The following is a 15503-nucleotide window of genomic DNA, read 5'->3' as shown; positions in this document are numbered from 1 at the left end:
TATAAACAATTTGGTACAAATATTAGTACACGGATTCCACAGATGTTCCAACACAGATTTTCACAGATAAAATTTACTAAAATCTGTCAAAATCTGTGTCCTAATTTTTTATCATGTGCCAAATAGTTTATAGTTCCATTCTATTGCAACATGAATAGATTTAAATAGTGCAATTTATTATTGTAACTATTCAATATTTGGCGAACATCCGCTGACAGGGTTTTCAACCGCTGTCAGGGATTCGTACATACCCCTGACAGCGGTTGAAAACCCTGTCAGCGGGTAGTCGAGGACAATTCCGCCAAATTCTACATAGTTCCGTTTGTTATTTCACAAACGCCTTATTACTTTTCCCTAAATCTTTGGATGTGGCAATGGCAATACCTCGTTGGTCGTCTTTATTTACGGCACAATAAAAATGATAAACTACGCCTTTGTGTTTCACAACGTAAGATTTATGAGCGTATAGATTATCGTAATTTTCAGAAGATTCTACTAAATTATCACCGTTCCAATCTGTCCAATCGGTTAAATTATACGAAGCGGCAAAGCGATTAAATGAGCCTTTTCGGTCTTTCCAGAACGCTCCAAAGTAAAACATCACGTAAATATCTCCGATTTTTTGAATCACTGGGTCGCCCGTAATGCCAACGGGATGATGCACAATTGGGTCGGTAATCATGCGTTGCCAAGTAGTCATATTGTCAGAAACTGCTATGCCGATGCGTTCAAACCAACGTGTTTTTTTGTTATTCATCGCCGAATCTCCATTAGCATTATAGTACATCACAAACTGATGACCCGTCAAACGGTCTTTGTCTTCGATGACTGTACTTTTAAATAGTTTTCGATTTTCCCACCAACGCACATCTTTATCTTGGGAGGTCAAAACGGGCGATTTTAGACGTTCCCATTCGTGTACTTTACTTGGATTTTGAGTAGTATGAGCAATACCAATCGACAAATCGCCAGCCTCATAACCAGCAGATTTACCCCCAAAATAGGACATCCAATAGTTGCCTTTATACTTATTGAGTTGGTATGAACCGCCCCAATTAATGTCCTGTAGAGCCAAATATCCTGCTTTTTGATTACCGTCCCATTCGGTGGAATCGGTGAAGGACATAATTCGCCCGATTGACTTCCAATTTAATAAATCATTACTTTTGGCAAGCCATGTTTCATAACCTCTTCCCCCAAAAGTCAGATAAGTCATGTACCATTTTTTGCCTTTTCTGAAAACCGTCGGACAATCCATCTTTAAAGAATTATCGGAAGGAGTGAGTACCAAACCGTATTTATAAGGCGTTTTTATTTCCTGATAAAGTGCATTCATTTTCTCTTGCGAAACCACTTTTGAGGGTTGGGCAAAGGTTTTAAAACTTAATAAAATTGTAATCAGTAAAAGATATTTTTTCATGGGTAATGTTCTACTTATTGTACAGAGGATAAAATTAAAACCCAATCATTTCCATCTTTGGGTTCGGCAGGTGGATTAAATTCTCTTGTTCCCTTGTTAGGAAAACTTCCAATCATCATTCCTTTTCCATTTCTTGGATTATACCAAGTTGCCTTCAAAGAGTTACCTTCTATTTTTCCTAAATTAACCGTAAAATTTCGTCCTGTATAAGTGTATAAAAAAGCATATTTTTTACCACGAGTTGCCACAATATAATCATACTTTTCGCCTTGATTCACGACTAAACTTTGGTCTGGAATTCGCTCAAAATAAGGTTTTGATAAGAATAGTTTTTTCAAATATTGTATTTGTCCAGAACCTACTGCTTTTATGCCTTCTGACCAAATTTCTAATGGTCCAAAAGACGTATCTTCATTGGTAAGGGTTCTAAACATTTGCATCACTGAATTTTGTCCGTAAGTATAACCAAATGCTCCTGCAAAAACCGACCAATAGCCATATCGACGCACATCAGCAGCCGTCCACCGAGGTTGTGTAACATCGTGTAAACCGTGCGGAATACCTTCATAAGACGGTTCTCCGTCAATTGTTGGCAATGTAGGACGGAGTTCATAATCCGTTTTGATATATTTCCAATTGTCTTCGCCATAATGTAATTTTTCATTTGCCGAAGTATCCTGTGCATACGTCCTATGACCCGATTGTACCATATTAAAGTCCATCCATTTTTCTTGATGAAACCATTCAGATGAAGAAGAACGTCCTCTTGGGTGAAAGGTAATTAAATGTTTTTTGTCAATTTTACGAAGCGTATTTCCGATAACATTCCAAATATTTATCGACTCACTTCCTTTAATATCGCCACCGTTCAACCAAATAATATTACTGCGTTTTGCATATCTTTTTGCTAAAAATTCAGCATAGCTTTTAGCTTGATTTTCAGTTACACGACCATCTTTTACGTTTCCGCCCCAAACTGGTACAAAACCAATATAGATTCCTCTTTTTTCGGCTTGTTCTATCACAAAATCAACATGATTCCAGAAGTCATATTGAGTAGCATCAGTAAAAGAATCACCCTTGGTAATTTTTGGTTTTGCAATATTTTTTCCCACCAAAGCAGAATCTCCGTACATATTTACAACGCCCAAAGTATGCAAGCCCATCGCTTGAATTACATTAAAACCTTTGGCTTTTCGGTCGTCTAAATATTGAATAGCTTCTTCTCTGGTAAGTTTTGAGAACAAAAGCCAACCTGTATCTCCTAACCAGAAAAATGGTTTGCCGTCTTTGGTTTGTAAAAAACGTTTGTTGGGCGAAACCTGTAAATCAGGTAAGGGTTGGGCAAAAATATTTTGTGATAAAATGAGAATCCCAAAGAGGAAAATGGTGATTATTTTATTGGTCATTTTTAAGGTTTTTTAGTAACACAGACTTTAGTCTGTACCCAATTTTCATTTACAGACTAAAGTCTGTGTTACTTTTTTGTAATCCATATTACCGTTGGCATTGCGTTTTTACCGTTTAATTCTACTGCTTTTCCCCCTTGAATTATTGCTGGATTTTCCAATAATTTTCCGTCTTTGGGGTTGATATAATTTACGATAAAATCACCTGTGAAATTGGTTAAATCTAAACTCGTACTCTCAGCCGTTTCTGTATAGATGATGTAATTTTTGCCTAAATACCCTAATGCCCACTGATTTTTAGGATTACCTACTAATTCAATTACATTCATTTCTGAGGTATTTTTCAAAAAATCAGGAGGTAAATTTTGGGGTAAATTGGCTAACGAACCACCTGCCATAAAAACCGCCCAACCATTGGATTCAAAACTATCACTCGAATAAATCACGGCTTTTTCAGGGAACTTTTGACGGTATTCATGTACTGCTTTATAAATCTGTTCAAACGACGAGCGTTTAGGGTTCAATAAGCGTGCGTGTTGTCGTGGAGCAAGATTTTGTCCGCCTTTTGGTTCGTAAATTGTACCATTAAATTGATTATGCCAATAACGAATATCTATCAAATCAATGGTTTTTGAGCGTATTTTGTCGGCTAAAATCGCATCTTGTACATCTTTCGTAGTGCTTAATCCGATGGTAACTTTTTTGCCAGTTTCTTTCTCCCATTCTCTAATAACATCAATCCAAAATTCTACAAAATGCAAAGGACCTGTATATTCAGCTCCAATCAATTGAATTACACCCGAATTTTCAGCGAAATTTGACAAGCATTTTCTGATATAATCACGATGAATTTTGCGGCGAATTGGGTGCGAAATGTCATAAAATTGTTCCGCCATAAAAATCCGTTTGTCGCCCGCATACGGCACAGGCTCAGGGAAACCAGTGTTGTTAATATTATTGGCAGGTCGCCAAGGGAAATCAGCATAATGAGCCCCTGCTTCGATGATGTTATGTTGAAAATAATTTTGATGAATCAGTACCAAATTTTTCTGGTCTGCCAAGTCGGCAAATTGCTTTAATCTGCTCCAATACCATTTATTATATTTCGTCAAATCGTATTTACTCAACCCGTCCCAAGCGGTTTCTTGCCCACTTCTGGCAAAAGGTAATTCATAAAAAGGTGTCCAAACCTCGCCATCCATTCTACGGATTCGCTCGTGGTCGTCTCTTCGTCTATCGTACCAAAGTCCATAATTGTGGTCTAAAACCGTAACGTTATTTTGCTTCATCCAATCGGTTAATTCCGCTAAATCATCGGTTAAACCTGTTCCAGTTTGCCCTGGTACAAAGCGAGTGATGTGCGGTTTTGCCGTTGCCAATCCATGCGGACGAGCTACGCCCGACCACCAAGGAACGTCTTGTTTTCTACCTGTCAAAATCTCATCGCCACGTACCAACCAACCATTTTTGATTTGCATGATTGCCGTTGTCTGTGTCCCCACAGACGACAGTCGTCCAATCGTCTGTGGAGACACAGACAATGGCAACACTCCAATCGTCTGCGGAGACACAGACAACGGCAACACTCCAATCGTCTGTGGAGACACAGACAATGGTAACACTTGTGACGACATTCGTCCAACAATAAATTCCTGCAAAGTAAATGCTTGATTTACAGCGTTTTTAGTTAATCCCATTGCTACTTCCACTTTCGGACTACTGGATGCTTCCGTTAAGGTTGGCATCAAAAAAGTGCGATTTTCTACTTCATTTCCTAAACGGTCTTTCAATTGTGCATAAAACAGACTGCGAGGTTTGATGTGTTCATTTGACATCTCCCAATGTCCGTCTCCTGCAAATTGAGACCACGTACCAAACGCCCAATTTTGAGCCGTTGGAGGCTTGGCACATTCCACCATCGAAGCCGAACATTGCCACAAAACACTATTCGCTGCCGACCAACCAGCCCCTTGTCCGTCTTGTCCACGATTGGCAAAACGGATGGCATTTCCATCTACATTTACAATATCAAATAATACGCCCGAAGCCCAACTATCAATCGTTCCGCTAAAACTAAAAGGCGTTTTTGACTCGCATTGCACAAAGGCATTTGGACCAGTAGCACAATAACCTACGGCAAAATCATGGTAGCCATTTTCGGTATAAATTCGTTGAAAAAGCGTTTGTTGTCCTGTCGTAAAAAACGTGTATCTCCGCTGACCGCCAATCTCAGAAATGGGTTCTGTCGAGATACAATCTTCAACTGTAATGCGTTTGGCGGTAGCTAAAATATTAACTGCCGAACCCGCAAAATGCTTGAAAGTAGTTTGTCTGACCCAAGCATCACTTACATTTTCAAAAGAAATTGCCATCCAACGGTGGTCTTCGTCTTTCAGATTTGTTTTATCATACGAAGAAATTAATTGCAAATTTTCAATCCCAACATTTGAAATACGCCCATTCCAAGTATAATTTGAAACCGTACCACCGCCATAAATAGAGTCTAATGCGGTTGTTAATGGAACATCCAACGTAATTTCATTGGCATTTATGGCAGTAATTGTTCTATCCCAAAATAAATCTCTTTGATTGGGTTTCCAACCTAAGGCAGTTACGCCACCGCCAAAATGGTCGGTTTTGAGTTGCTCAATCCATTCTTTAGTAGAGGGGCGTTTGATAATGATTTTGTCTCCAATTTTAAAAGGCGAAATATCTGCAACATTTATTTTTTGAGCATTTACAGGAACATAAGCATTCGTAATTTTTACAGCATTTTCAAGGGTTTTATCATTTTTCCCTTTCATATTTATCAAGGTTTCTCTTGAATCTCCTGAACCCAAAATAATGGTTTCATTTTTCCCAAATCCTCTCAATACAATCCCAGAAGTTCTAATTTGTAAATTTCCTTTAACCTCAAATTGCCCTTTATCCAATTGCACCGCTCCCCGAAACCCATTATTATCCAACGGTAAATTTGCCACAAAATCAATCGCTGACTGGATTCTTTGGGTAGCATCTCCTTTGTGACTTTTCACAAAAACCTTCGCCTCAATCGTTGGAATTGACTTTTCACTTGCCATATACCCACAATAAGAAAAATCAGGAATTCGATTTCCTTGAGCGTCTGGGGTATAAGCCAATTTACCCTTATCGCCCAAAAAAATGGGTGATAAGGGTGCTTGTTCTTTCTTTTTTTGTGAAAAAGAATGCGTTGAGGTAAGTACGAAAAAGGTAATTAAATAAAGGAATTTATTCATAGAGGGTAACACAGACTTCAGTCTGTATTTGAATCGTAACCGTAAGACTAAGAAAAAATAAATCTAAAGGATTATCTAATTATTTACAGACTGAAGTCTGTGTTACGGTTTCACCGTTTTTACAGATACCACACTGTTCAAATATTCTTCAATATTAGTGTAACCGTCGTTATTTTTATCCTTTACCGCATCGCTGGCATCTTTGGGATTTAAGCCATTTTTTGTTTCCCAAACATCGGGCATTCCGTCATTATCGCTGTCTTTGTAAGGCATTCCTTGATAAACAGGATAACCGCCAACTTGGGCAATTTCGGTAATAATGCCATTTTTATAAGAATCAATCGGCAAACGACGGTGTTTAAATTGCGAAGTTGGCAAGGTTACTTCTTTTGAAATCTTGATTTTTCCTGTTTTCACTTGTTCAATTACACGAGTATCCACAGCATCACGTTTTGGCAAAATTGCCCCTGCATTTGCTAAAACATAATCATGAGCAACTTTTGTGGGTAAAATGGTTATATTAGTAGGCATCGGCAAAGGTTTCTTCCAACGGATAGAGTCAATGTATTTATCGGCATTTGCATGGTCTTCTACTTGCACGCCTCCGTTCCAATTATCTTTGGTTACTCGCTCATTTCCTTCCACAATATTACCCGACACATAAGCACGACCATAGGTCAGATATTTCAATTTACTACGTCCTGATTCTGGTTTTAAAATACGATAACTAATCGGTGAATCTTTCGGTGTTTGTGGGCCGGGTTTAAAATAATTATTGATAATATTGTACATAGCACGGTAATCACCCCCATCAATTGAACGGTGTACCCAATTGAACATTACGTTATTGGTAAAATTGAAAATTCCGAACCAACCAATAGAAGGATTACGTCCTGCATTATCTGCCCAAAGGTTACGCATAAATGTACAATTTTCTCCTCCAAGTGTACTGCCAAAAGCGTGATTCCAAGTATCTAATGCTTCCGAAAAAATCGAATTTTGAATCGTAATATTTACTGTTGGTAATTTATCTTCAATTTTGCCTGTACTGTCATTATACATGTGGCGATACATCGACATATTTTCATCTAAACCCCAACTTGCCGACACATGGTCAATCATAATATTTCCGATTGGATTTCCGCCAATTGAGTCGTCTCTACGTCCCACATTGGTTTCTCCTCTACGAAAACGCATGAAACGAATGACAACATCGTGCGTATTAATCCAAACCGATTCGCCCGCCACACAAACGCCATCGCCAGGGGCAGTTTGACCTGCAATCGTAATGTACGGAGCTCTAATAATTAAAGGTCTTTTGATGCGAATAATGCCCGAAACGTTGAATACGACCACTCTTGCACCACCTTGTTCGCACGCCCAACGAAGACTACCTTCGCCGTCATCATTCAAATTTGTTACTACAAATACTTTTCCACCACGTCCACCAAATGAATACGCTCCACCGCCTTCTGCTCCTGGAAAAGCAGGAATTTCAGCCTGTGGTAAGTCAATCGGACGAGCCGCCCAAGGAATGTAAGGTTTGCCATGAGTGGCATCATATTGAATGGTTTTCCATGCTTTTTGCCATGCAATATCCGACAAACGCCATGTTTCTTTTAATAAAGCGTCACTGGCTTTTTGTACAGAATCTGGAATAGCTGGATACTGTGCAAAAGATGTATTTTTACCTCCTAATAAGCTGATAAGGATTAGAAAAATTAAGTTACGTTTTTTCATTGTTCTATTAATAAAATCAAAAGTTGAAATGATAATTTACCCTATCTGTTGATGCACTGATTTGATAAGTTCGTATTTTGATTCAAAATTACTACGAATAAAATGCTACACGATATACAATTTTCTCTACAAATTATATGATTTTATCTTTGTACTATTTCAAGAATCAATTTTACATTTCAAATCTTATCTATCCTGCCTTGCCATTGCTTAATTTTGGCTATTATAAAAATATATGTAATATCTTATCTCATAGACAATTAGCCTAAATTTTATTACTATTCATCCTTTCATAATTTTCTGATTCAATATTTATCTCCATTTTAACAGTCTAATTCTTCCTTTCTTATTTAGACAACAAGGTACAATACAAAGAAAAAATAATACAAAAAAGCACTTTTTAGGAGAAGTACCTTTGTTTGGTAATTTACTTGTTTTTGGGCTATTGCTGATAAAGATCAAATCATCCATTTTTTGTAAACAGTTTCAATACTATCGTAAAACAACTGAAAAATAAGTCAAAAACGATTAAGGGTATTTTGTACAGATTGTGTCTTCTTATTACCAATTGAATAATTCAAAGAAAAAATTGATTAAATCATAGCTTATGAAAATGGTCGTAAATCCAACAATCGCACCAGAATTTATTAATCAGCCCGATGATTTTATCAAGCTGATGAATGAAAATGATGAAGACAATAAAAATGGAAAACTGGTTTTCTATGATGCAGAGCTATTAATTCGGAATGCTTTTGCGGAAAATCCACAAAAAGGCTGTGAATTATTATTTCGTCGTTATCACAAAATTTTGTGTAGTCATGCCGTTCGTTTTGTTTATTCAAAAGCCATTGCGGAAGATTTGGTGAGCGAAGTTTTTTGTCGATTCTGGAAAAATAAAACTTATTTATCGGTTACAACTTCCTATCGAATGTACCTCTTTCGTTGCGTTAGAAATGAGGCATTAAATCATATTCGTTCAGAATTTAAAGGGTTAGAAGGTATTGATGCAGCATACTCCAAAGAAATTTCAGTCGGTCAACGCCCCGATGATATTACGCAATTTGAAGAAATTTTACAGCAAGTTGAAAATTTAGTAGAATCACTAACGCCACAATGCAGAAAGGTATTTTTAATGAATCGTTTTGAAGGAAAAAAATACCACGAAATAGCTGAGGAATTACAACTTTCTCAGAAAACAGTCGAAGCTCATATTGGAAAGGCTTTATCACTTCTACGCAAAGGTTTACAACAACATTGGTTGGCAAGTGTACTAATTATGATGATGAGTAAAATGGATTAAGTGATAAAATGATTAATCCAATTACCTAATGATGAACACTTTACAAAAAAAGGATTTCCAATGAATACGAATATAACCAAAGAATTACTATTCAACCATTTTGCTCGAAAAACTTCCCCTTTGCAACGCCAACTTATTAATGATTGGCTGAAAGAGGAGAAAAATGAAGAGCTTTATTACCAATGGCTCGAACAGTGGGAACACCATAATTTACAATATTTACCTGATACCGAAGAATCTTTGAACCAATTTATTGGCTTCATGGAAATTGGTCAGGAAACGGCAATACTTACCTCTCCTTTTAACAGTGACAACGAGAACCGCCATTCTCAACGTTGGTACAAATGGGCAGTTGCGGCATCTATTTTTTTATGTTTGGGACTCTTAACTTTTGTTTTTAGAAATCACCTTTATTATCAAACGTATAGAACTCAAATTGGTGAAAGTCAGGCAATTAATTTGCCCGATGGCAGTAAAGCAGTTTTAAATGAAAATTCTACTTTACGTTTAGCTCGTTGGGGATTTGGTTCAGAAAATAGAGAAGTTTTTTTGACGGGTGAAGCCAGTTTTTCTGTAAAACATACCCTTGATAATCAGCAGTTTATCGTAAAATCTGAAAATCATTTCGAAGTGGTTGTTTTGGGAACAGAGTTTTCTGTTTACGCTCGTCAGCAGGGTTCAAAAGTGGTCTTGAAAAAAGGGAAAGTCAGAATAGAATACACCGAAGGAAATACGAAAAAACAGCTTATTATGAAACCTGGCGAATTGGTCAGTTTGGATAACCAAAACCATATTCATAAAAAAGTCGCCCTTATCAAACCTCAAAATGTTGAAACGAAAGACAATCGCTTCGTTTTTGAAGAAACCACCCTGCAAGAAGTAGGCTATCTTTTGGAAGAAAACTATGGATTGACCGTAGAAATAAAAGGCGATGAATTATCTCAAAGAGTGCTAATGGGTTCATTCAGAGCAGAAAATGTTGATGAATTACTAAAAACAATTTCAGAATTATTGAATATCAATGTGGTCAGACAGGGTAATCAAGTCATTTTGTCTGAATATTAACAACCTCACCCAAAACGTCAAACAATCTTTCAAATAAAATATACTATGAAAAAACGAATACACAAAACCGCTCAGGTGGGTTTAATGGTTACGCTTTTGCTTGTGGCAAAACAGCCCTGCTGGTCGCAGGCGTATGCTTCGAGTAAGCAAATTCATCCGCAAAGTGAGGCTCAAACGGAGTCAAATATCAAATTAAAGGATGCAATCCAATTATTAAAAAATCATTATGGCATTGAAATAATGTACGAATTGAAGTCGGTTGAGCGGTTTTCTGTAAAAACAAACGTTTATTCGGCTGAGAAAAATCTCAATCAAAATTTAGAACGTTTATTATCACCGTTCGGACTGACTTATAAAAAAATCAATAAGACTTCTTATATGATTTTGGAAGAAAAATCAGGCAAAGAGAGGGCTGAATCCAATGCTCGATTTCAAGAAAACGGAATCACCATCAACCCCAAAAATCCTAATGCCGATTTACAGATTGTGGAAAAAACTGCTGTCCTTGCTGTAAATGAACAAACCGTTTTTGGAAAAATTACTGACGACAAAGGCAATATTTTGGCAGGTGTAAATATCACGATAAAAGGCACGAATAAAGGTACAAGTTCAGACGAAAATGGACAGTTTAAACTCTCCGTTCCTGACGAAAATGCGGTATTAATTTTTAGTTATGTAGGTTATGGAAAACAAGAAATTACCGTTGGCAAACGCACTTCATTTGCTGTTTCGCTGATGATTGACCAAAAATCATTGGACGAAGTTGTTGTGGTTGGTTACGGAACGCAAAGCAAAAGAGCCATTTCGGGAGCAGTTTCGTCGGTTAATTTCAAGCAGTTTCAAGACCGTTCTTTTAGTAATGTTACACAAGCGTTGGCAGGACAAATTGCGGGCGTAAATATCTCGCAAGGACAAGGGGCTCCTGGGGTTTCACCAATCATTCGTATTCGGGGTGTAAGCTCAATTACGGCAGGAACAAATCCACTTTTTGTGGTGGATGGTGTGCCACTCGAAAACTTTAACCTTAATATGATAAATCCGCAAGATATTGAATCGGTGGAAGTGTTGAAAGATGCTTCTTCGGCAGCAATTTATGGTTCTCGTGGAGCAAATGGCGTTATTTTAGTAACAACCAAATTGGGAAAAGTTGGGAAAACAACCTTCAATATTGGCTACGAATCGGGCGTGCAAAGCGTAGAAAGAAGGGTAAAAATGATGGATGCTCAACAGTGGATTGACTACTACGTGGATGCCCATAATAATGCTTGGGTTGATTTGAACCCAGCAAAAAACAAGGCTTCTGACCCCAATAGTGTTCGTACTTCAACGTATCGTATTCCTGATGATTTTCTGACAAACCCGCAACAATTTGGGAAAGGTACTGATTGGCAAAGTGTCATGTTTAGAGTTGCTCCGTCGCAAAACTTTCAACTATCGGCTTCGGGCGGAACGGAGAAAACGCAATTTATGTTTTCTGCCTCATATTTGAATCAACAAGCAGTTTTGGACGAAAATTATTACAAAAGATTATCCATCCGTTCTAACATTAAACATCAATTAAGCGAGCAATTTACGATTGGTTTAAACTTAGGCGTAACCAGTATTTTTGACCGTACCGACGGAACGCAAGGTAAAAGTGATGTAGTAAGTTTGGGTTTGCAAAGCGACCCGATTTTTCCAATTTATAACGAAAATGGTAATATCGGCTACCGTGACCCCAACTCTGTTTGGAATAAATATGTGGCTTTCAACGACTTAAATTTATGGCATCCGTATTCTTTGACCCGTTACATTCACAAAGAAAACAAGACTTTCAATACGTTGGGAACGGCATTTTTGGAATATAAAATAATGGATGGCTTGAAATTACGAACCAGCATTAATGCCAATTTGTACAATACTCGCTACAACTCATATCGAGTAAATAAACAAGGTTACGGCTATTCGGGTATTTTGGCGGCAGAAGGATATTCTACCAGTGGCTATACGTTTAACTGGCTGAATGAGAATACGTTAAACTACGAAAAATCTTTTGGCGACCATAATTTAAGTGTTTTGTTGGGTTATTCAGCACAAAGTCAACGCAATGAATTTGCCACTTTAACATCTGGAAATTTCCCGAATGATTTAGTTGAAACGCTAAACGCAGGAGTAGTTTCAAGCGGTTTTACCAATGCTTCTGAATGGTCGATGCTTTCGTATTTGGGAAGAGCTCAATATAATTTTCAAAACAAATATTTTTTAACCGCCGCCATTCGTCGTGATGGAAGTTCTCGTTTTGGAGCTAATACTCGTTGGGGATATTTCCCTTCTGTTTCGGGTGCTTGGATGGTTTCGGATGAGAATTTTATGCAAAATGTGAAGGCTGTAAATAGCTTGAAATTCAGAGTGAGTTACGGAATGGCTGGTAATAATCAGATTCCAAATTATGGTTCAAAGAGTTTATTGAACTCCTCAAATTATGTTTCGGGCGGAACTTTAACACCAGGTTTAACGATTGCCAACATTGCCAATACCGATTTGAAATGGGAACGTACTACGCAATTTAACGTTGGCATTGACCTAAAAGCACTCAATAATCGCATTGGTTTATCGGCAGAATATTATAATTCAACGACTAATGATATGCTGTTAAACGTTCCTGTGCCAGATATTACAGGTTTTGCTACGCAATTAACCAATATTGGTAAAATGGAAAATACAGGGATTGAATTAAACCTAAATACCCAAAACATAAGAGGAAAATTCAATTGGTCAACTGATTTTAATTTTAGTATGAACCGTAATAAAGTATTGCAATTAGGGAAAACCAACGCCCCAATAACCTACACGGATTTTGTGGTAACGGTAAAAACCGAAGTGGGTCAGCCGATTTCTAATTTCTATGGTTATGTGGTAGATGGCGTTTTCAAAAATCAAGCAGCAGTAGATGCTTATCCGCATTATAGTACAACAAAAGCGGGCGACCCAATTATTAGAGATGTAAACGGTGATGGCAAAATTACGGTTGACGACCGCACAACTTTGGGGAATTATCAGCCCGATTTTACGGCAGGTTTAACCAATACTTTTTCATACAAAGGAATTGACTTGTCATTCATGTTTCAAGGAACATTTGGCGGAGAAATTGTGAATCAAAACTTCCGTTACTCAGGTTTTTGGAACAATGGGCGTAATATGTACGAAGGTGTTGCCAATCGTTGGCGTTCAGAAGCTAACCCCGGTGATGGTCAGCATTTTAGAGCAACCTTGGGTTTAACAGGTTTTCAAGACCAATTTAGTAGTTTGTGGGTTGAAGATGCCTCTTTCGTTCGTCTGAAAAACATCCGAGTTTCTTATGCACTTCCTACCTCAATCATGAGACATTTACCGATTAAAACGGCACGTTTTTATGTAAATGCTGAGAATGTTTTCTTGTGGAGTAACTATACCAATTATGACCCAGAAAATACAACTTACAATGCTTCGAGTTTCTCAGGTGAAGCCAACGGAAATACCTCAAGTGGATTAAATGCTTCTGGAAATGCACCAAATGGAGCTTTTGTGGGTGTCGATTATGGTTCATATCCAATTCCGAGAGTTATTACCATCGGAGCAAAATTCGATTTTTAGGCAGATATTCTCTGAAAGAACTTCTCGAAAGTAGAAGGAACTTTCGAGAAGTATAAAATGCACACATCACTTCCCGAAAGTTATTTACCCACAATGGATATTGTTTCGGGAAGTTCCTCAATCAAATATTAAAGAAAATGAAAAAAATAAAACAACTATATATCTTGCTCGCCTTATGTTTGACGGCGACAAGTTGCAGTGATTCCTTTCTGGAATTAGCACCCATTTCAAATGCCACCGCCGATAATTTCAAAACGGTTGATGATTTTGAATTAGCCGTAAATTCAGCTTATGCTTCTCTTTATACGATATATCATCCCGAAGGACCTATTTCGTATGTCAACGAACAAATGAGCGACAACGCAATTATGTTCAATATTTCGGGAATTCAAGCGGATAAATGGCAGTTTAAAGATTATTCTTTGATGACCACCAACACGATGCTTTATCAGTTTTGGCAAGATTATTACAAAGCCATTTTCAGTGCTAATATTGTGTTGAATAAAATTGAAGGAGCAAATTTAAATGCAACCTACAAAGACGAAGTAAAAGCTCAAATGCAGTTTTTACGAGCCTTATATTATTTCAATATGGTACAAACTTGGGGCGATATTCCGTTGGTAACTACGCCACTAACGGGCGATGAAGCCTACGCTATCTTGCGTTCGCCACAAGCAGCGGTGTATGAGCAAATCAAGAAAGATTTACTGTTTGCAGTGGATAAATTGCCTTTGTCATCAGCCATTGCAAGTGCCAAAGTTGGACGTGCCTCAAAGGGTGCGGCACAAACTTTATTGGGAAAAGTATATTTAACAATGGGCGACAAAGCGAATGCGGCAACCGTTTTGAAGGAAGTGGTAAATAGTAATCAATATGCTCTTTTGCCAACTTACGCAAGTCTTTGGGGACCAACTGTGAAAAATACGAAGGAGTCAATTTTTGAGATTCAATTTTTAGGTGGCTCTGCCTCAGCACCTTATAGCAGATATTACCAAACATTTTACCCTAATAATAATTTCTTGGGCTTTTACGGTTCGGGGATGAATCAAGTTACGGATGATTTATACAACGAATACGAAAGCAAAGACCCCCGTAGAGATTTGTCAATTGCTTTGGGATATAATAACGGAAATACATTTATCGCCCAAAAATATCCTATCAAATGGACGCATACAGCGGCAGTTTTAGGCAGTGGAAATCCATTATCAAACAACAATTTTATGGTATTGCGTTATGCCGATGTTTTGTTGATGTTATCAGAAGCAACTGGCGACCCAAGCTATTTAAACTTAGTAAGAAGTCGTGCAGGGCTACCAAAATTTGGAGAAGCTGGCTACCCAAGTGCTTATGGAACGGTTGATTTAGCGGTTGAACATGAACGCAGAGTTGAATTAGCTTTAGAATTTCATCGCTGGTTTGACTTGAAACGTACTAATAGAGCCGTTTCATTATTAGCACCAAAAGGAAAAGCCATTACCAACGATAAATTATTGTTACCAATTCCACAAATTGTACGAGCTCAAAATCCTGCCATTACCCAGAATGTAGGCTATAATTGATAAGTTTACAGTATTTCTTGCAAGACGAAAATTAGGATACAGATTCCAACATAGATTTATACAGATAAATATTTAACATCTGTGTAAATCTGTGTTGGAACATTTGTGTTATCTGTGTTCTAATTTTCGATAAATTTTAGT

Annotated in this window: 8 protein-coding genes; 4 read left to right on the top strand and 4 right to left on the bottom strand. The window is 37.6% G+C overall.

Translation table 11 applies throughout. The features are described 5' to 3' along the window. Positions 1–325 precede the first annotated feature (325 nt). The 4 genes from VB796_RS15165 to VB796_RS15150 form a co-directional block, all read right to left on the bottom strand. Positions 326–1420 (bottom strand): glycosylase, encoded by a 1095-nt coding sequence (locus VB796_RS15165; RefSeq protein ID WP_323347409.1) that lies wholly within the window; start codon positions 1418–1420, stop codon positions 326–328. Positions 1421–1434: 14 nt separating this feature from the next. Then, positions 1435–2829 carry a glycoside hydrolase family 140 protein gene (locus tag VB796_RS15160; RefSeq protein WP_323347408.1) on the bottom strand — a complete coding sequence of 465 codons (1395 nt, stop codon included), beginning with the start codon at positions 2827–2829 and terminating at the stop codon, positions 1435–1437. A 68-nt stretch (positions 2830–2897) separates the two neighbouring features. Further along, positions 2898–6086: a DUF6298 domain-containing protein gene (locus VB796_RS15155; protein WP_323347407.1), complete on the bottom strand. Its 3189-nt coding sequence runs from the start codon at positions 6084–6086 to the stop codon at positions 2898–2900. A gap of 102 nt (positions 6087–6188) precedes the next feature. After that, the gene (locus VB796_RS15150) at positions 6189–7826 is read right to left on the bottom strand and encodes a polysaccharide lyase (RefSeq protein ID WP_323347406.1); all 1638 of its coding nucleotides are present in this window, start codon (positions 7824–7826) and stop codon (positions 6189–6191) included. 607 nt (positions 7827–8433) lie between these two features. Here VB796_RS15150 and VB796_RS15145 point away from each other — a divergent pair. The 4 genes from VB796_RS15145 to VB796_RS15130 all read left to right on the top strand — a co-directional run bounded on the left by VB796_RS15145 (position 8434) and on the right by VB796_RS15130 (position 15362). Beyond that, positions 8434–9126, top strand: a complete 693-nt coding sequence (locus VB796_RS15145) for an RNA polymerase sigma-70 factor (protein WP_323347405.1) — start codon at positions 8434–8436, stop codon at positions 9124–9126. 60 nt (positions 9127–9186) lie between these two features. Next, positions 9187–10191 (top strand): FecR family protein, encoded by a 1005-nt coding sequence (locus VB796_RS15140; RefSeq protein ID WP_323347404.1) that lies wholly within the window; start codon positions 9187–9189, stop codon positions 10189–10191. 45 nt (positions 10192–10236) lie between these two features. Beyond that, entirely contained in the window at positions 10237–13803 is a 3567-nt protein-coding gene (locus tag VB796_RS15135; RefSeq protein WP_323347403.1) for a TonB-dependent receptor, read from the top strand. A 137-nt stretch (positions 13804–13940) separates the two neighbouring features. Next, positions 13941–15362 (top strand): RagB/SusD family nutrient uptake outer membrane protein, encoded by a 1422-nt coding sequence (locus VB796_RS15130; protein ID WP_323347402.1) that lies wholly within the window; start codon positions 13941–13943, stop codon positions 15360–15362. Positions 15363–15503 lie beyond the last annotated feature (141 nt).

Source organism: Arcicella sp. LKC2W (assembly GCF_034931005.1).
Lineage (GTDB): Bacteria > Bacteroidota > Bacteroidia > Cytophagales > Spirosomataceae > Arcicella.
This window is presented reverse-complemented; position numbering and strand designations above follow the sequence as displayed.